At 62.8% G+C, this 16,294-nt stretch carries 19 protein-coding genes; 13 read left to right on the top strand and 6 right to left on the bottom strand.

Features of this window, described 5'->3' with window-relative positions:
• Positions 1-206 precede the first annotated feature (206 nt).
• Positions 207-1,274: a GGDEF domain-containing protein gene (locus ACT54B_RS00190; RefSeq protein WP_476041900.1), complete on the top strand. Its 1,068-nt coding sequence runs from the start codon at positions 207-209 to the stop codon at positions 1,272-1,274.
• Positions 1,275-1,336: 62 nt separating this feature from the next.
• On the opposite strand, the gene ACT54B_RS00195 is transcribed toward ACT54B_RS00190, so the two are convergent.
• The gene (locus tag ACT54B_RS00195) at positions 1,337-2,236 is read right to left on the bottom strand and encodes an alpha/beta hydrolase (protein ID WP_476041902.1); all 900 of its coding nucleotides are present in this window, start codon (positions 2,234-2,236) and stop codon (positions 1,337-1,339) included.
• Between the two features lie 45 nt (positions 2,237-2,281).
• On the opposite strand from ACT54B_RS00195, the gene ACT54B_RS00200 reads away from it, so the two are divergent.
• Positions 2,282-2,749, top strand: a complete 468-nt coding sequence (locus tag ACT54B_RS00200; RefSeq protein ID WP_476041904.1) for a MarR family winged helix-turn-helix transcriptional regulator — start codon at positions 2,282-2,284, stop codon at positions 2,747-2,749.
• 47 nt (positions 2,750-2,796) lie between these two features.
• Here ACT54B_RS00200 and ACT54B_RS00205 read toward each other — a convergent pair whose 3' ends face one another.
• On the bottom strand, positions 2,797-3,180 hold the full coding sequence (locus ACT54B_RS00205; protein ID WP_476041906.1) for a gamma-butyrobetaine hydroxylase family protein: 384 nt from the start codon (positions 3,178-3,180) through the stop codon (positions 2,797-2,799).
• Between the two features lie 219 nt (positions 3,181-3,399).
• On the opposite strand from ACT54B_RS00205, the gene moaA reads away from it, so the two are divergent.
• The 4 genes from moaA to mobB all read left to right on the top strand — a co-directional run bounded on the left by moaA (position 3,400) and on the right by mobB (position 6,573).
• Entirely contained in the window at positions 3,400-4,443 is a 1,044-nt protein-coding gene (gene moaA / locus ACT54B_RS00210) for a GTP 3',8-cyclase MoaA (RefSeq protein ID WP_476041908.1), read from the top strand.
• Between the two features lie 107 nt (positions 4,444-4,550).
• Complete coding sequence (locus tag ACT54B_RS00215; RefSeq protein ID WP_476041910.1) at positions 4,551-5,444, top strand: DMT family transporter; 894 nt, start codon at positions 4,551-4,553, stop codon at positions 5,442-5,444.
• Complete coding sequence (gene mobA, locus ACT54B_RS00220) at positions 5,441-6,061, top strand: molybdenum cofactor guanylyltransferase MobA (RefSeq protein WP_476041912.1); 621 nt, start codon at positions 5,441-5,443, stop codon at positions 6,059-6,061. The genes ACT54B_RS00215 and mobA overlap by 4 nt, the downstream gene beginning before the upstream one ends.
• Positions 6,058-6,573, top strand: coding sequence for a molybdopterin-guanine dinucleotide biosynthesis protein B (gene mobB / locus ACT54B_RS00225; protein WP_476041914.1), 516 nt, complete (start codon positions 6,058-6,060; stop codon positions 6,571-6,573). The genes mobA and mobB overlap by 4 nt, the downstream gene beginning before the upstream one ends.
• Positions 6,574-6,705: 132 nt before the next feature.
• Here mobB and ACT54B_RS00230 read toward each other — a convergent pair whose 3' ends face one another.
• Positions 6,706-8,931: an OmpA family protein gene (locus ACT54B_RS00230; RefSeq protein ID WP_476041916.1), complete on the bottom strand. Its 2,226-nt coding sequence runs from the start codon at positions 8,929-8,931 to the stop codon at positions 6,706-6,708.
• 402 nt (positions 8,932-9,333) lie between these two features.
• On the opposite strand from ACT54B_RS00230, the gene ACT54B_RS00235 reads away from it, so the two are divergent.
• The 3 genes from ACT54B_RS00235 (at position 9,334) to ACT54B_RS00245 (ending at position 11,972) form a co-directional block, all read left to right on the top strand.
• Positions 9,334-10,113 carry an ABC transporter substrate-binding protein gene (locus ACT54B_RS00235; RefSeq protein WP_476041918.1) on the top strand — a complete coding sequence of 260 codons (780 nt, stop codon included), beginning with the start codon at positions 9,334-9,336 and terminating at the stop codon, positions 10,111-10,113.
• A 228-nt stretch (positions 10,114-10,341) separates the two neighbouring features.
• On the top strand, positions 10,342-11,145 hold the full coding sequence (locus ACT54B_RS00240; RefSeq protein WP_476041921.1) for an ABC transporter permease: 804 nt from the start codon (positions 10,342-10,344) through the stop codon (positions 11,143-11,145).
• Complete coding sequence (locus ACT54B_RS00245) at positions 11,142-11,972, top strand: ABC transporter permease (RefSeq protein WP_476041923.1); 831 nt, start codon at positions 11,142-11,144, stop codon at positions 11,970-11,972. Before ACT54B_RS00240 ends, ACT54B_RS00245 begins: the two co-directional genes overlap by 4 nt.
• Positions 11,973-12,039: 67 nt before the next feature.
• On the opposite strand, the gene ACT54B_RS00250 is transcribed toward ACT54B_RS00245, so the two are convergent.
• Positions 12,040-12,399 carry a hypothetical protein gene (locus tag ACT54B_RS00250; RefSeq protein ID WP_476041925.1) on the bottom strand — a complete coding sequence of 120 codons (360 nt, stop codon included), beginning with the start codon at positions 12,397-12,399 and terminating at the stop codon, positions 12,040-12,042.
• 236 nt (positions 12,400-12,635) lie between these two features.
• Here ACT54B_RS00250 and ACT54B_RS00255 point away from each other — a divergent pair, with 236 nt between their 5' ends.
• From ACT54B_RS00255 to ACT54B_RS00270, 4 genes are all read left to right on the top strand, one after another.
• Positions 12,636-12,902 carry an usg protein gene (locus ACT54B_RS00255; RefSeq protein WP_476041927.1) on the top strand — a complete coding sequence of 89 codons (267 nt, stop codon included), beginning with the start codon at positions 12,636-12,638 and terminating at the stop codon, positions 12,900-12,902.
• Between the two features lie 51 nt (positions 12,903-12,953).
• Positions 12,954-13,769 (top strand): class I SAM-dependent DNA methyltransferase, encoded by an 816-nt coding sequence (locus ACT54B_RS00260; protein ID WP_476041929.1) that lies wholly within the window; start codon positions 12,954-12,956, stop codon positions 13,767-13,769.
• 76 nt (positions 13,770-13,845) lie between these two features.
• Entirely contained in the window at positions 13,846-14,715 is an 870-nt protein-coding gene (locus ACT54B_RS00265) for an NAD(P)-dependent oxidoreductase (RefSeq protein ID WP_476041931.1), read from the top strand.
• On the top strand, positions 14,712-15,407 hold the full coding sequence (locus tag ACT54B_RS00270) for a DNA alkylation repair protein (RefSeq protein WP_476041933.1): 696 nt from the start codon (positions 14,712-14,714) through the stop codon (positions 15,405-15,407). The genes ACT54B_RS00265 and ACT54B_RS00270 overlap by 4 nt, the downstream gene beginning before the upstream one ends.
• On the opposite strand, the gene ACT54B_RS00275 is transcribed toward ACT54B_RS00270, so the two are convergent.
• Together ACT54B_RS00275 and ACT54B_RS00280 are read right to left on the bottom strand one after the other, a co-directional pair.
• Positions 15,404-16,021 (bottom strand): ATPase, encoded by a 618-nt coding sequence (locus ACT54B_RS00275; RefSeq protein ID WP_476041935.1) that lies wholly within the window; start codon positions 16,019-16,021, stop codon positions 15,404-15,406. The genes ACT54B_RS00270 and ACT54B_RS00275 overlap by 4 nt on opposite strands.
• A gap of 15 nt (positions 16,022-16,036) precedes the next feature.
• On the bottom strand, positions 16,037-16,225 hold the full coding sequence (locus ACT54B_RS00280; RefSeq protein WP_476041937.1) for a hypothetical protein: 189 nt from the start codon (positions 16,223-16,225) through the stop codon (positions 16,037-16,039).
• Between the last annotated feature and the right edge of the window lie 69 nt (positions 16,226-16,294).

A 16,294-nucleotide genomic window follows, 5' to 3' on the forward strand; every position in this document is an offset into this window, starting at 1 on the left:
CCCGTTGCAAGTCTTCAGCCGGTTTTTCTGGCAAAATTGACAAAAGAGAAACTTGTAAACCCCCCGAAATATTGGGTGATTTCAGGGCCAATCCAAAAAAGTCATCCACAAAACTTATTAGTAAAAACTCGGATTTTAATAAAATTATAACCCGTGGGCGCTAATGATCTGCCTCCAAGGGAACAGACTATCCGGAGAATACCGCCATGGATGCGGCCCATGCCTTGAAGGCTCAGGTTCCAGATATTGCAGGGCAAATCACCTATGCCATGCGCACCATGGGCGTTTCTCCCATTCCGCGGAACTACGAGCTTTTTTACGAAGCCTATCTCGGTTCAAATCCTGCACTCACCCGTGAGGTTGCAGCGCTGGGCAAGAAGGCGACGCAGGAAGAGCTCGATGAAATCGGGGTCAAGTACTTCAACCGTCACCAGCACACGGTGGTGGACGAAGCCCATTCCCGCCTGATGACCGAGCTGGACGGTCTGGTGCGGATGCTGCGCCAGGAACAGAATTCGCTGGAAAGCTATAACCGCCTTCTCGGCGAGACCTATAACCGCATTTCGAACAAGAGCGCCGCCAGCGCCGACATCCTGCGCAACGCGATCTCGCTGCTGGCCGATGCCACCGGCGCCACCATGGCCAAGGGGGCGCAGACGAGCGAGAATCTCTCGCTGAAATCCCGCGAGATGGAGCAGGTGCGCCAGGAACTGGACGAGTACAAGCGCATCGCCAATACCGATTCGCTGACGCGTCTTTCGAACCGCCGCGCCTTCGACGACAAGCTGGCGACCGTTTACGATAACACCATGAGCACGGCCATCACCGCGCTGGTGATTGCGGATATCGACCATTTCAAGAAGGTGAACGACACCTACGGCCACCCGGTCGGAGACAAGATCCTCGCAACCGTCGCCACGGTCATCCGCGCCAACCTTCGCAAGGACGTCTTCGTCGCCCGCACCGGCGGCGAGGAATTCGCCTTCATCCTCGAAGGCAACACGCTGGACGAGGTGATGCAGATCTGCGAGCGGGTGCGCCGGAGCCTGGAAGCAACGCCGTTCAAGAACTCCAAGACCGGCGTGAATTACGGCCCGATCACCATTTCCATCGGCATTTGCATGGCGGATGCCGCGGAAGATCCGAGCGATCTCTACACCAAGGCCGATGTGGCTCTCTACTGCGCCAAAAATGGCGGTCGCAACCGCTCCATCCCCTATGAGGATGGCATGCGCAAGGAATTCCAGAAGGGCTGGCTGATTTACAAGAAGTAACCGGACCGGGGTTGCTTGGAACGGCGCATCCGCAAGGATTGCGCCGTTTTTCCTGTCGCGTGTCAGGCGGCTTCGGCCACCGTTCCCTGGGCGATGAAGGCGGCCACTTCGGCAATCACCCCCTCGTCGCGCACGATGCGGCGATGCCCGAGACCATCCGCCCAGCGCACCGTGATGGCGGGCGAAACACCTTCATAGGCAGCGGCATTGTCGGCCGGCACTTCCTTGTCGTCATGGGCATGCACGATCAGGGCGGGCACACCCAGCTTCGCCACCAGTCTTGCCCCGTCGAAGGCATCCGGATGGAGCCCCGTTTCGCGCTGGCCCTGCTCTTCCATCCGCTTCAGCATGGGCTTGCCGAGCCGCATCATCCGGGCAAAACCGGCGAAAATGAAGTCGAGCCGGCTTGGCGCACCGATGATGACGAGACGCCCAACCCTCACCCGGGGCACACAGGCAATCAGGCCTGCGGTCGCCACGATCGTCGCCGCGCCGCCGAAGGAATGGGCCACGATGGCGTCGAAAGGACCATGCTCGCGGGATGCCGCATTGATGGCCTCGACCGCGCGGCGCATGTCCAGAATGCGGCCGCCGGAGCGGCCGTGGCCGGGAAGGTCGAGCGCCACCACCCGGTTTCCGGCCTGGTGCAGCCCGCGGGCAAAGGGCGCGAGATAGGCGGCCGCCGATCCCCAGCCATGCACGACCAGCACCCGGGGCGCGCTTTTCGCCGCATCGAACAGATAGGTCATGGCCGCGCAATCGGACAGCGAAAGCTGGACCGCTTTGGCGCCGGCCAGGATGGCCTCGCCCTCGGCATGGGCCGCGCGCTGCTTCGCCCCCTTCGGCTTCGGATTGTCCGTGGTGCAGAACAGCCGGTAGGCCAGCCTCGCGCCGTGTTCGGGTGAGACGGTTGCGACAGCCTTCAGGCCGAGGCGGATGACGGAAAGCGCAAAGGATGCCATAGTGGGATTCCGCTAATGTTCAACGATGAACAATAAAGTACAAGTATGAACAAAAATCAAGCCCTTCCCTGGGATCACCCGCGTTTTCGCAGCTGGATCGCCGTCGGTCGCGCCTGCCAGCTGATGCAGCAGGTGCTGTCGCGCTCGCTCGCCGAACTGGACATCAAGCCGCCGCATCTGGATATCCTGGTCAATCTCTACCGGTACGAGGGCATCACGCAGCAGGAGCTGGCGCGCAAGCTGCTGGTCGGCCGGTCCAACATGTCGATGCTTCTGCCGCAGATGGAAAAACGGGGGCTGATCGCCCGTGCCGGCGACGCCCGGGACAAGCGCGTGTTGCGGCTGTCGCTCACATCGGGGGGTCGGGACCTCGCGGAAAAGGCGATGCGCATCCAGACCGAGGTGATCGAGCGCACCCTTTCCCACACCCCCATCGAGCGCTGCCGCGAACTGGCGGAAATCATGGAATCGGTCGCATCCGTGCTGATCAGCGAGATCCGGGAAGAGGAGTAGAACGCCTTTCCGGTCAATCGCTTGGCCGGAAGTCCGGACTCATTTTCTCAGCGCGGCTTCTCGGATTTGTCCCGGCTCATGCCCTTCTCGGCGAGTTCTTTCTCATAGGCGGCAAATTTCTCGACGCCGGTCTCGCCAAGCTCGGCCAGATAGGTCCAGGTGAAGATCCCGCTGTCATGACCGTCGTCGAAACCGATCCGCACCGCATAATTGCCGGTCGGCGTCATGGAGATGATCGAGACCGTGCGCTTGCCCGGCACCGTCACCCGCTGGCCGGGACCGTGGCCCTGCACTTCGGCCGACGGCGACAGGACCCGCAGCATTTCCGCCGACAGGTCGTAGGCCTTGCCGTTGTCGAAGGCGACGACAAGCCTCTGCCGGTCCTTGGTTACCCGGATTTCGGTCGGCCAGATGGTCGTGCTCTCGCTCATGGGGGTGCCTCGCTGTGTCTCGTGGTTTTTCATCTAGGCGCTCCGGCCCGCCACCGCAAGCGCCCTCGCCGCGCCTGAGCGCTGGACGGGCGGCAGGGGCACCATGCCGCCTATGGACGGTTTGCCTTCGCTCGCTGCGCATCGTCGCCAACACAAAATCGTCATTCTCTTGACGTGGGGGTCCCCAGCCAACACATTAGGCGGAAACAAGCACGGAGCATGACGGTGAACAGCAGGCCCGGTCCTCTTTCCGGCGATACGGCCATCGCACCGATGATCGACCCCTTCGGGCGGATGGTCACCTATTTGCGCGTTTCGGTCACGGATCGCTGCGATTTCCGCTGCACCTATTGCATGGCCGAAAACATGACCTTCCTGCCGAAGAAGGACCTTCTGACGCTGGAGGAGCTGGAGCGCCTCTGCCTCGCCTTCATCGCCAAGGGCGTGAAGAAGATCCGCCTGACCGGCGGCGAGCCGCTGGTGCGCAAGAACATCATGCACCTCGTGCGTGCGCTCGGCGCCCGCGTGAAAAGCGGCGAGCTCGAAGAGCTGACGCTGACCACCAACGGCTCGCAGCTGGCGCGCTTTGCCGGGGAGCTGGCGGAAGCGGGCGTGAAGCGCATCAATGTTTCGCTCGACACGCTGGATGCGGACAAATTCCGGGCCATTACCCGCTGGGGCGAGCTTTCGAAGGTCATGGAAGGCATCGATGCGGCGCTGGCCGCGGGGCTGAAGATCAAGCTGAATGCGGTGGCCCTCAAGGGCTTCAACGATGCGGAAATCCCCGAGATGATCCGCTGGGCCCATGCGCGCGGCATGGATTTCACCGTCATCGAGACCATGCCCATGGGCGAGATCGACGAGGACCGGACCGACCAGTATCTCCCCCTTTCCGAACTGCGCGCCGCCCTGGAAACGCAGTTCACGCTGACCGACATTCCCTTCCGCACCGGCGGGCCGGCCCGCTATGTGGCGGTGAAGGAAACCGGCGGTCGTCTGGGCTTCATCACGCCCATGACCCATAATTTCTGCGAAAGCTGCAATCGCGTCCGCCTCACCTGCACCGGCACGCTCTACATGTGCCTCGGCCAGAACGACGCCGCCGACCTTCGGGCCGCGCTGCGCGCTTCGCAGGACGATGCGCATCTCTCGGCGGCCATCGACGAGGCCATATCGCGCAAGCCGAAGGGCCATGATTTCATCATCGATCGCACCCGCAATCGCCCGGCCGTCGCCCGGCACATGAGCGTCACCGGCGGCTGACCGATCCATCAACAGCCGCCCGCCAGCCATCATAAATATGCATTATTGCCCCCGGGCTTTTCCGGCTAGACATGCAGCATCGTCCTCACGCGCCGGAATCATCCCGTATGGCCATTTCGAAGAACATGAAAGGCGCCCTGTTCATGGCGCTCTCCATGTGCGGCTTTGCCGCGAATGATGCGCTGATCAAGTCGATCAGCACGGAGATCACCGTCGGGCAGATCATGCTCATCCGGGGGGTGATGACGACGGCGCTGGTCTTTCTCATCGCCCGGCATTTCAACGCGCTGCGTCCGCTGCGGGTCATGGCCAGCACGCCGGTCGTGCTGCGCATCTTCTTCGAGGTCGTCGCGGCCATCGTCTTCCTGGCGGCGCTCAGCCATATTCCGCTCGCCAATATCTCCGCGATCCTGCAATCGCTGCCGCTGGCCGTGACGCTGGGCGCGGCGCTGTTCCTCGGCGAACCCACCGGCTGGCGGCGCTGGCTTGCCATCGTCGTCGGCTTCGGTGGTGTGCTGATCATCATCCGCCCCGGGCCGGACGGCTTCACCACCGCCTCCCTGCTCGGCATTGCCTGCGTGTTCCTGGCGGCCGGGCGCGATCTTGCCACCAAGCGGGTGCCGGCGGAAATTCCCTCGCTGATGGTCACCACGGTCAACGCCGCCTGCGTAACGATGGCGGGCGGGCTGATCCTGCTCTTCACGCGCGAATGGATGCCCATCACGCCGCGCATTTTCCTGCATCTGGCTGTGGGGTCGGTGTTTTCGCTGATCGGCTACCAGTTCGTGATTGCCGCCATGCGCACGGGGGAAATCTCCTTCATCGCCCCCTTCCGCTATTCGGGCCTGCTGGCCTCCATTGCGCTCGGCATGCTGTTTCTCGGCGAAACCCTGGACGGGGTAACGGTAATCGGCATCGTCATCGTGGTGCTGACCGGCCTCTACACTTTCCACCGCGAAGCCATGCGCGGCCGCCAGAAGCGGGCGCGGGAGGCGGGATGAGCGAGAGGCCCGGCCTTCTTCTGGCGGGCGGTTTGTCCCGCCGCATGGGCGAGAACAAGACGCTCCTGCCTTTCGGCGAGGGTCGGCTGATCGACCATGTGGCGCACCGCTTGCGGAGCCAATGCGACGCCGTCGCCCTGAATGTCAACGCGCCCCTTTCCGGCCTTGCCGATCTTCCCCGCGTGCCGGATGACATCGAGGGCTTTGCCGGGCCGCTTGCCGGCATTGCGGCCGGGCTCGCCCATGTCCGCCACACGGGCACGCGGGCCACCCATCTCCTTTCGGTCGCGGCAGACACCCCCTTTTTCCCGGCAGGCCTGCGGGCCGCGCTGCAGGGCGCCCTCGTCGGGGGGGACGAGATCGCCGTCGCCGCCAGCGCGGACGGCCACTGGCATCCGGTCTTTGCGCTGTGGCCCCTGGCGCTGGAAGAGGATCTGCGCCGGTGGCTCGCCGATCCGGAAAACCGCCGCCTGAAGGCCTTTATCCTGCGTCACCGGCATGTGGCGGTCAGCTTTCCCTTGATCGAGACCCCGGAAGCGGCGATAGACCCGTTCTTCAACGTCAACACGCCCGCCGACTATCGGCAGGCGCTCGCCTTACGGGACAGGTTACCATGAGCGCACCCCGCGTTTTCGGGATTTCGGGATGGAAGAACTCCGGCAAGACTGGCCTCGCCGTGCGTCTGGTCGAGGAATTCACCCGCCGCGGCTATCGCATTTCCACGATCAAGCATGCCCACCACGATTTCGACATCGACAAGGTCGGCGCCGACAGTTTCCGCCACCGGCAGGCGGGGGCCCATGAGGTGACCATCGTCTCCGGCACCCGCTACGCCATCATGCACGAGTTGCGCGGCGCCCCCGAGCCCGCCTTCGAGGAGATCCTCGCCCGCCTCGCCCCTTGCGACCTGGTGCTGATCGAAGGCTACAAGCGCGAGCCGATCCCCAAGATCGAGGCCCGCCGCCTGGACGCCGCCAACCGCCAGCCGCTCGCGCCCGGCGATCCCACCATCGTCGCCATCGCCGCCGATCACCCGGTGGACGACAAGGGCCTCCCCGTCTTCGACCTCGACGACACCGTCAGCATCGCCAACTTCGTCGAACGCATCACCGGTCTCAGGGACATCTGACAGCCGGGTATCGGCCCTGTCAGCAACGCCGACTGGCAGCCCCCCTGCCCGCCGCCATCGACATCTTACGAAACAGAAAAGCCGCCCGGATCGCTCCGGGCGGCTTGCTTTTTGACGGCTGTGTCGTCTGCCTTACTTCTTTGCCATCGGGCGAACCAGCGGGGTGACGCGGCGGATGGTGACGCGGCGGTTCTGCTGTTCGGCGGAGGCGGTGCGGATCTTCAGGTAGCGCTCGCCATAGCCCTGTGTCACCAGGTTTTCCGGCGGAATGCCGTAGACTTCGGTGAGGAGAGCGGCCACCGAGGAGGCGCGGCGGTCGGAAAGCACCAGGTTCGACTTGTCCGAACCCACCGCATCCGTATGGCCTTCGATCAGGAAGGTTTCGCCCGGATCCTTCTTCAGCACCTTCAGAATGGCGCCGGCCACCTTCTTCAGGGTCTTGGCCTGCGACATCGGCACTTCCGCGCTGCCGGAGGAGAAGGTGATCGTATCGAGATCGATACGGCGCACCTTGTCGCGCAGACGGGCCGAGTAGCGGACTTCGTCGATGGTGTAGACGCGCTCCACCTTTTCAACCGGCGGCTTTTCGAGGAAGGTGTAGTAATCCTCGTCCGAGTCTTCCGAGGTGGAGACGATGTAGTCGCTGACCGGCACCGTCAGGCGCATCGGCGGCAGGTCGTAACCGGCGTCGTAGATGCGGCGCGGCTCTTCGGTGTCCGCCTCCGGCGAGTACATCATCACATATTCATCGCCCTCGGAATTGATGCGCGAGCGCTGGATGATGTCGCCATACTGGTTGTAGATCGTGACGATCCGGGTGCCGTCCGGGCGGACGATGGTTTCACGGCTGCGGCCACGCGACAGGTTCTCGTAGAAGCTGTCATTGCTGTCCATCCGCAGGCGTTCGCGGTCATCCGTGCGCACCACGATCTGGTTGCCCACATTGAGCACCACGGAATTGTCGACCTTCTCGACCACATTCACCTGGGTCACATTGTTGACGACCGTATTGTTGGTCACGGTGTTGTTGATAACCGTGTTGTTCGTCACGTTGTTGTTGGTGACATTGTTCACCTGCGTGACGCCGGGCACCTGGAAGGTCGGGGCTTCGGAAACCTTCTTGCCCTTTTCCTGCAAGGCCTCATTCACGGCCGCTGGCTCGATCACCGGCAGGGCAGCCTGCGCATCCGCATCGGTTTCCGGCGGCGGGGCGATATCGACCTGCTCGCGTTCCTTGGTGCGGGCATCGCGGGCTTCCGAACCACCCGTGGTATCGGCGTCCTTGTCGCTGTCGAGAACGGCGCCGCCATTATCGACCGGCAGCACGACCGTATCCGCCGTCTTGGACGGATCTTCCGCGATCTGCTGCTTCTGCTCGGGCGAGAGCGTATCCTCGATCACAGGCAGCGGCGCATCCGTGTTGCCGGCTTCGGGCTGGGCGGGCTCTTCCGTGGCAGGCTGCTCCGGCTGAGCCTCCGGCTGGGCGGGCTCTTCCGTGGCGGGCTGTTCGGGCTGCGCTTCCGGCTGGGCCGGCTCTTCCGTGGCAGGCTGTTCCGGCTGTGCCTCGGGCTGGGCAGGCTCTTCAGCCGGTGCAGGCTCTTCCGCCGGGGCGGGCTGTTCTTCCGGCTGGGCCTGCGGCTCTTCGGCAGGCGCGGGCTCTTCCGCAGGAGCGGGCTGTTCTTCCGGCTGGGCCTGCGGCTCTTCGGCCGGTGCGGGCTCTTCCGCAGGAGCGGGCTGTTCTTCCGGCTGGGCCTGCGGCTCTTCGGCCGGTGCAGGCTCTTCCGCGGGGGCGGGCTGTTCTTCCGGCTGGGCCTGAGGCTCTTCGGCCGGTGCGGGCTCTTCCGCAGGAGCGGGCTGTTCTTCCGGCTGGGCCTGCGGCTCTTCGGCAGGCGCGGGCTCTTCCGCCGGGGCGGGCTGCTCTTCCGGCTGGGCCTGAGGTTCTTCGGCCGGTGCCGGCTCTTCCGCCGGGGCGGGCTGCTCTTCCGGCTGGGCCTGAGGCTCTTCGGCCGGTGCCGGCTCTTCCGCCGGGGCGGGCTGCTCTTCCGGCTGGGCCTGAGGCTCTTCGGCAGGCGCGGGCTCTTCCGCCGGCGCGGGCTGTTCTTCCGGCTGGGCCTGCGGTTCTTCGGCCGGGGCAGGCTCTTCGGCCGGGGCTTCCTGTTGCTGTTGCTGCTGGAGCAGCTGCTGCTCTTCCGCGCTCAACTGGCCATCGCCATCGAGGTCACCCTCGAGCGCCTGCGCCATCAGCCATTCGGCCTGCTGGCCTGCGCGATTGCCCGCGGCAAGGGCCGGTTCGGCAATCAGGGATACCGACAGCACCGGCAAGGCCACTGTGGCAAAGAGTTTGGAACGAAGCGTCATGTCTTAATCCTCTTGGCGCGAAAGAATCGCGATGATGGGAACCCGACCAGCTTGCCGCATTTCCTGGCGTGAATATGACAAGCTGCTCACAATCTTCCCGAAAAGGGGTAGCGGCATCCAGCTGAATAGCCCATGAATGCCCTGTTCACCGACCGGTTAACGCGAACCGGGCAATAGCGTTCCGCAAGCGGGACGTGGCTTTTGGCGAATTTTGCCCGGTTCTTCCCCCGATTTTCCGCGAGAACAGCCAAAAAAACCCGTTTACGGCAGGAAATTCATATTTAATATTGATTTCCGTAGCTCGTCCGTGAAAATAGCGGACATAATTATGTATAGACATACACAAATCAAAAGGGGAGCGCCGGACGGTCCGAACCGGCGCCTGTAAAAGGAGAGGATCTCATGAAATTGTCTGCACGCCTTCTGGCTGCCGCGAGCTTTGCGGCCATTGCTTTTGTTGCTGGCGGCGCCCTTGCCGAAGAAAAGATCATCATCGGCACGGAAGGCGCTTATCCGCCCTTCAACAACCTGGAGGCCGACGGCACGCTGACCGGGTTCGACATCGATATCGCCAAGGCTCTTTGCGACGAGATGAAGGTGACCTGCGAATTCGTCACCCAGGATTGGGATGGCATCATTCCCGCGCTCCAGGCGAAGAAGTTCGACGCAATCGTCGCCTCCATGTCGATCACCGCCGAGCGCAAGGAAAAGGTTTCCTTCTCCAAGAAGTACTACAACACCCCTCCGGCCATTGCCGTGCCGAAGGACAGCCCGCTGACGGAAGCCACCGAAGCCGCGCTGGAAGGCAAGACGCTGGGTGCCCAGTCCTCCACCACCCATGCCAACTATGCCGAAGCGCACATGAAGGGCGCCGAGCTGAAGCTCTATCCGACCTCTGACGAATACAAGCTCGATATTGCCAACGGCCGTATCGATGCGGTGATCGACGACGTCGTGGTGCTGTCGCAGTGGGTGAAGTCCGATGCCGGCAGCTGCTGCAAGATCCTCGGCACCCTGCCGGTCGATCCAGTTATCAATGGCGAAGGCGCCGGCATTGCCGTGCGCAAGGGCGAGGAAGCCCTGGCGGATCGCTTCACCCAGGCCATCGCGGGCATCCGCGCCAGCGGCAAGTATCAGGAAATCAACAAGAAGTACTTCGACTTCGACGTCTACGGCGAATAAGCGAAGTCAAGACGCGGTAAACATGGCGGAAGACCGGATCTTCCGCCATTTTCTTTCGAATTTTAGGAGAGTCTGATCGGATGGTGGACACCGTCACCCGTTCGGGCATAACCTGAAGGCGAGGCGCGGCAAGACGCCCGGCGCAGGCCAAGCGCTCCCCGGAACGGGGCATGGCCTGTGCAAGACCCGAGATAAGGACAACGCGCCGGCAAGGCGCGAGGGGGAAAAATGGACGGAGTCTTCTCCGCCGCCGGCTCGTTCATGGGCTGGCTGGGACATGTGCTTGACCCGCTATGCGGGCCGGTGGGGGTGTTTTCCTTCCTGCCACCGGATTCCATCGTCGCGTGCGGCGATACCGGCTGGGGCGACGAGATCGCGCTCGGCCTGAAGATGACGCTGTCGCTGGCGCTGGCCACGCTGCCGCTCGGCCTCGTCATCGGCTTCTTCATTGCGCTGGCGCTGCAATCGCGCGAGCCGTCGCTGCGCCGCGCTGCAGGCATCTATACCACCATCTTCCGTGGTTTGCCGGAACTGCTCACCCTGTTCATCGTCTATTACGGGGCGCAGATCCTCATTCAGGGCTTCCTCACCTGGGTCGGCTATGAGGAGCGCGTGGAAATCAACGCCTTCGTCGCCGGCATGGTGGCGCTGTCGGTGGTCTTTTCCTCCTATTGCTCGGAAGTGCTGCTCTCCGCCTTCAAGGCCATTCCGCGCGGCCAGTACGAGGCGGGCGACGCGCTGGGCCTCAGCCGGAGCCGCACCATGGTGCTCATCATCGTGCCGCAGCTGATCCGCATCGCCCTGCCCGGCCTCGTCAATCTCTGGATGAACCTGCTCAAGGATACCGCCCTCGTCTCGGTCATCGGCCTTGCCGAGCTGCTGCGCCAGACGGGCGTCGCCGCCAAGGTCTCCAAGCAGGCCTTCTTCTTCTACATGCTGGCCTGCGGCCTCTATCTGGTGCTCGCCGTCCTGTCTTCCCTGGTCCTCGGCTTCATCGAACGCTGGGCCAAACGCGCGGAGATGAGCCGATGAGCTTTGCCGAAACCCTCATCCCCGCCCGTCCCGCCCCCAAGGCCGAGCGCAAGCCCCTGAGCAAGTCCGCCGTGATCGGAAATCTCGCGCAGGCGCTCTGGCTCCTGCTGGCCGTGGCTCTGGTCTACATGGTCCTCACCGGCTGGGATCCGGAAAAATTCGCCAAATACGGACCGCGCTATCTGGACGGCATCCGGGTCACCGCCACGCTGGTGGTCGTCTCGGTCGCCTTCGGGGCGCTGCTGTCGCTGCCGATTGCCTTTGCGCGCATGTCGCGGAACCCGCTGCTGAACGGGCTGGCCTATGGCTATGTCTATATCTTCCGCGGCACGCCGCTGCTCGCGCAAATCTATCTGCTCTACTACGGCGTCGGCAGCTTCAAGCCGGAGCTGGAGGCCGTCGGCCTCTGGTGGTTCTTCCGCGAGGCCTGGTATTGCGGCTTCCTGTCGCTGACCCTGAATACGGCGGCCTATCAGGCGGAAATCCTGCGCGGCGCCATCGAGAGCGTGCCGAAGGGCCAGCGCGAAGGCGCAAAATCCCTCGGCATTCCGGATCGCATCGCCTTCCGCAAGGTCATCCTGCCGCAGGCGCTCATCGTGGCGCTGCGCCCCTATGGCAACGAGATCATCCTGATGATCAAGGGCTCGGCCGTCGTCTCGGTCGTGACCGTGCTCGATATCATGGGCCAGACCCGCTACGCCTTCTCGCGCACCTTCGACTACCAGACCTATCTGTGGGCGGCGATCTTCTATCTGCTGATCGTGGAAACGCTGCGCCATGTCTGGGCCTGGCTCGAACGCCGCCTGACCCGCCACCTGCATCGCTGAGATCGCGGCTGGGGGCTTTCAGCCCCCTGCCCGCCCGCCCCGGAAAGCGCAAGGCTTGCGCCATCCGTCACTTCTGATAGTCGGGCAGCGTCTCGTAAAGCGGGTAGATGTGGGCGACCACCGGCCCGTCCGGATCGCTCTCGCAAGCCTTGGCGATCTCCGCCGTCAGGGCATTGGAACGCTCCTCGCCGCCGAGCCCGGCCAGATCGCGCTGCGGCTTGCCCTCGGCATCGTTGCTGGCATTCATGCCCGAATAGAAGCCGAGAACCCACGAAACGATCAGATTGTACGTGGCGGGATCGGCCAGCCCCTCCTGAAATTCCCGGCAGGTGGAAAAACCCGTGCCGGCAATATTCGCGCCGGCCTGCGCGCCGCCCGGCAAGAGCACGGCCGCGGCCAGCCCCAATGCCATCATTCTGGTCTTCATGCCCTAAGGTCCTCCCGGCTCTCTGCCCACTCCGTCATGCGGCGAGTTTACCGCCTGCGATTTATGGCTGCAAGCTGGCAGCACTCACCTTACCTCGCTGCTATCACATTGTTATAACGAGAAAAATCAGCAACAACCCCAAAATGGAAAGCTTCGGTTAACCTTGCCATGGTTCCATTTCCATCACAGGCGCGCCGTGACTGGAACTTTGGTTTTCGTGAAACCCGGAGGCACCCATGAACACGGATATGGAAATGCAGCTGCGCGGCTACGGCTTGACGACCGCGCATATTCTCTACCGCATGCCGGATCATCCCACGATCCTGCAAACCTATGTCTGGCAGCACTATGATCTGGCGCCGGATTTTCCCGAGATGCGCGACTTCCTGAAATTCTGGGAAGAAAAGCTCGAAGGGCCGCTGCATTCGGTGCGCTACGTGCACCGCAAGCTGATCGGCGCCAATGAATGGCGGGCGCTGAAGGGCGAATTCATCCTGCATTGAGCGCGGATGATTCCGGTTGCACCACCGGTGCAGCCGGAATATGAGTGCGCCATGGCCAAGAAGATCGACGAAGAGGCTCTCGCGGAAGCCTATAACCGCGCACTCGCCCTGGAAAAAACCGGCAATGCGGAAGCCGCAGCCATCGCCTATCGCGAGGTGCTGGCGCTCGATCCGGAGGATCATGGCGGCGCGGCCGTGAGGCTCGCCGCGCTCGGTCATGGCGATACCCCGGCCAAAGCGCCCGAAGCTTATGTGGAAACCCTGTTCGACCAGCATGCCGAAGCCTTCGAGGATATTCTCGTCGAGCAGCTCGGCTATTGCGTGCCGGTCATGGTGCGCCAGCGGCTGCAGGAACGGAAGCTCGGCCCCTTCGGCAAGATGCTCGATCTCGGCTGCGGCACGGGTCTCGCCGGCTCCGCCCTGCGCGACATGGCCGCCGACATCACCGGCCTCGATCTCTCCGAAAACATGGTCGCGATTGCCGACGAGAAGGAAGTTTACGACACCCTCTATGTCGCAGAAGTCGAGGACTATCTGGAAGACAATGACGACGGTCCCTTCGACTTGATCACCGCCACCGACGTGGTGCCCTATCTGGGCGCGCTCGAAGCCCTGTTCTTCGGTGCGGCGGAGAACCTGAACGAGGGCGGCCTGTTCATCTTCTCCGCGGAAACCCGGAGCACGGAAGAGCTGGGCGGCGAGCCCTACAAGGTCTATCCGTTCCACCGCTTCGTGCATGCGCCGGGCTACATCGCCGAGCGGCTGAAGGCGACCGGGTTCGAGATCCTTGAGATGCTCGAGATCAACGTCCGCATGCAGGAAGGCAACCCGTCGCCGGGCGTTCTGGTCACGGCCCGTCTCGCCTGATTTTGCTTTCGCATCCGCAGCATTTCCGATAAGCCTCTCAACCGGTTTAGGGAATGCGTGATGAGGAGTGATCGCGATGGCGAAAGTGGCATTCATCGGTCTTGGCGTCATGGGTTACCCCATGGCGGCTCACCTGAAGAACAAGGGCGGGCACGATGTCACCGTGTATAACCGCACCGCCGCCAAGGCAGAGGCCTGGGTGAAGCAGCATGGCGGCCGTTCGGCGCCGACCCCGGCGGAAGCGGCAAAGGATGCGGACTTCGTCTTTACCTGCGTCGGCAATGATGACGACCTGCGCTCCGTCACGACGGGCGAGAACGGCGTTCTCTCCTCCATGAAGGCCGGCGCGATCCTGATCGACAACACAACCGCCAGCGCCGAAGTGGCGCGAGAGCTGGAAGCGGCCGCCAAGGCCAAGGGCCTCGGCTTCGTCGATGCGCCCGTGTCCGGTGGCCAGGCCGGCGCGGAAAACGGCGTGCTGACCGTCATGTGCGGCGGTGAGGAAGCCACCTTCGAAAAGGCCCGGCCCGTTATCGATGCCTATGCCCGCATGGTCGGCCTGATGGGGGCGGCCGGTGCCGGCCAGCTGACCAAGATGATCAACCAGATCTGCATTGCCGGCCTCGTGCAGGGCCTTGCCGAAGGCATTCATTTCGGCAAGCGGGCCGGCCTCGACATCGAAAAGGTGGTCGAGGTCATTTCCAAGGGCGCCGCCGGCTCCTGGCAGATGGAAAACCGCCACAAGACCATGAACCAGGGCAAGTATGATTTCGGCTTCGCCATCGACTGGATGCGCAAGGACCTGGATATCGTGCTGACCGAAGCCCGCCGCAACGGGGCGAAGCTGCCGGTCACCGCGCTGGTCGATCAGTTCTACGCCGATGTGCAGGCCATGGGCGGCAATCGCTGGGATACGTCCTCGCTCCTCGCCCGCCTCGAAAAATGAGCCTTTCCCGCTCCTCTTCCGCAACGGATGTGATCGCGCATCTGCACGGCCTGCGCAACGAGGAGAATATTGCCGGCATGGCCCGTTTCGGCATCGTGACGGACCATGCGCTCGGCATTTCGAACACGGAACTCCGGGCGATTGCCCGGATCATCAAGCGGGACCATGCCCGCGCGCTGGCGCTTTGGGACAGCGGCATCCGCGAGGCACGGCTGCTGGCCTCCTATACCGAAGAGGTAAATGAGGTCACGCCCGATCAGGCCCGCGCCTATGCCGCAACCTTCGGATCCTGGGAAATGGTCGATAGCTGGTCGGACACCTTTGCCGATGCCGGCCTCGGTCCGCTGCTGATCCCGGAATTCATTGCCGACGAGCGCGAATTCGTCCGTCGCACCGGCTTCGTCATGATGGCCTGGAGCGCGGTGCACCTGAAAAAACGTTCCGATGATATCTTTCTCGCATTCCTCCCGGATATCGAGAAATACGCAACCGATCCGCGCAATTTTGTAAAGAAAGCCGTCAACTGGGCCCTCCGCCAGATCGGCAAGCGCAATGCCGTCTGCCACGCGGCGGCACTCGCGCTCGCCGAAAGGCTCAGCCTCTCCCCCGACAGGTCCGCCCGCTGGATCGGCAAGGACGCCGTGCGGGAGCTGAAAGGCCCAATCGCCCTGCGAAAGGTGGGGTTGGGCTAGGCAGCACCTTTGAGCACGGCGGACATCGGCAAGCCTAGACCTCGGGACAAGCAGTCCGCTATTCGCTGGTCAAAGCGCCGCCGCCTGACCAGGTTGTTTTCCCGAATGTGCCCCTCATGCACAAAGGCGCAGAGCCGGTATCCACTCCGTGCGCTGTTGTCGTAGAGCGCCGTTTCGTGTGCGATAGGCAAAGCAGAAACGAGATTGTCGAAGGCGGTGATGTAGCGCCGCCTGATCAGCTCCGCATCGATGTGATGGCCACCCTGACTGACCCTTTGCGCAACACGGGCAACATGCAAATCGGCAGACGAAAGCGCAACAAAGACCAATGCGACATGAAATCCCGCATCCCGGGCCCTCTGCATCTTCTTCAAAGGCTGCTGCCCGCCCAAAGTCGTCTCGAACACGAAGGACCGCTGCTCGCCCAGATGAGCATCGATGCGACGCATGGCTTCACGACCTGCGGCAAAGTCCGTGTTTACGGGATGTGTTTCCCGCATTTCGACCGCAATCTGGTCCGCATTGATGAATTCCCCTTCGGGTGAAAGGTGCTTGTATATCGAACTCTTGCCAGCACCATTCGGCCCGGCAAGCACCAGACAATTTGGCTTCATGATTTTCGCGTAAATTCAGGCGGCGAAACCCTTTTTGGAATGGATTTTCTCTAACCGCCCATCCGGCCGTTCCTTGACGACCGAACCTTCTTCATCAGGATCTTCAAAATACACGTCTTTGCCCTTTGAATGGGCAATGGAAATTTCTTCTTCTGCCGCGGATGCGATCCGCTGCGCATTCTGCTTCAACAGGTCATGCAGCATGATGGCAAAGGCTCCGTTACATCCACACAAAAAACTAATATAAACGAAACGGCTCCATTTTCAAGCCCA

It is taken from the genome of Gellertiella sp. DMC107 (genome assembly GCF_056313605.1).

What these genes read in the sequence shown, in the direction of transcription:
- ACT54B_RS00200 (WP_476041904.1), top strand. Translation starts at nt 2,282, where the DNA reads ATGAACAAAAATCAAGCCCTTCCCTGGGATCACCCGCGTTTTCGCAGC.
- ACT54B_RS00195 (WP_476041902.1), bottom strand. Translation starts at nt 2,236, where the DNA reads ATGGCATCCTTTGCGCTTTCCGTCATCCGCCTCGGCCTGAAGGCTGTC.
- ACT54B_RS00245 (WP_476041923.1), top strand. Translation starts at nt 11,142, where the DNA reads ATGAGCTTTGCCGAAACCCTCATCCCCGCCCGTCCCGCCCCCAAGGCC.
- ACT54B_RS00250 (WP_476041925.1), bottom strand. Translation starts at nt 12,399, where the DNA reads ATGAAGACCAGAATGATGGCATTGGGGCTGGCCGCGGCCGTGCTCTTG.
- ACT54B_RS00235 (WP_476041918.1), top strand. Translation starts at nt 9,334, where the DNA reads ATGAAATTGTCTGCACGCCTTCTGGCTGCCGCGAGCTTTGCGGCCATT.
- ACT54B_RS00275 (WP_476041935.1), bottom strand. Translation starts at nt 16,021, where the DNA reads ATGAAGCCAAATTGTCTGGTGCTTGCCGGGCCGAATGGTGCTGGCAAG.
- mobB (WP_476041914.1), top strand. Translation starts at nt 6,058, where the DNA reads ATGAGCGCACCCCGCGTTTTCGGGATTTCGGGATGGAAGAACTCCGGC.
- moaA (WP_476041908.1), top strand. Translation starts at nt 3,400, where the DNA reads ATGACGGTGAACAGCAGGCCCGGTCCTCTTTCCGGCGATACGGCCATC.
- ACT54B_RS00255 (WP_476041927.1), top strand. Translation starts at nt 12,636, where the DNA reads ATGAACACGGATATGGAAATGCAGCTGCGCGGCTACGGCTTGACGACC.
- ACT54B_RS00260 (WP_476041929.1), top strand. Translation starts at nt 12,954, where the DNA reads ATGGCCAAGAAGATCGACGAAGAGGCTCTCGCGGAAGCCTATAACCGC.
- mobA (WP_476041912.1), top strand. Translation starts at nt 5,441, where the DNA reads ATGAGCGAGAGGCCCGGCCTTCTTCTGGCGGGCGGTTTGTCCCGCCGC.
- ACT54B_RS00265 (WP_476041931.1), top strand. Translation starts at nt 13,846, where the DNA reads ATGGCGAAAGTGGCATTCATCGGTCTTGGCGTCATGGGTTACCCCATG.
- ACT54B_RS00215 (WP_476041910.1), top strand. Translation starts at nt 4,551, where the DNA reads ATGGCCATTTCGAAGAACATGAAAGGCGCCCTGTTCATGGCGCTCTCC.
- ACT54B_RS00190 (WP_476041900.1), top strand. Translation starts at nt 207, where the DNA reads ATGGATGCGGCCCATGCCTTGAAGGCTCAGGTTCCAGATATTGCAGGG.
- ACT54B_RS00240 (WP_476041921.1), top strand. Translation starts at nt 10,342, where the DNA reads ATGGACGGAGTCTTCTCCGCCGCCGGCTCGTTCATGGGCTGGCTGGGA.
- ACT54B_RS00270 (WP_476041933.1), top strand. Translation starts at nt 14,712, where the DNA reads ATGAGCCTTTCCCGCTCCTCTTCCGCAACGGATGTGATCGCGCATCTG.
- ACT54B_RS00230 (WP_476041916.1), bottom strand. Translation starts at nt 8,931, where the DNA reads ATGACGCTTCGTTCCAAACTCTTTGCCACAGTGGCCTTGCCGGTGCTG.
- ACT54B_RS00205 (WP_476041906.1), bottom strand. Translation starts at nt 3,180, where the DNA reads ATGAGCGAGAGCACGACCATCTGGCCGACCGAAATCCGGGTAACCAAG.
- ACT54B_RS00280 (WP_476041937.1), bottom strand. Translation starts at nt 16,225, where the DNA reads ATGCTGCATGACCTGTTGAAGCAGAATGCGCAGCGGATCGCATCCGCG.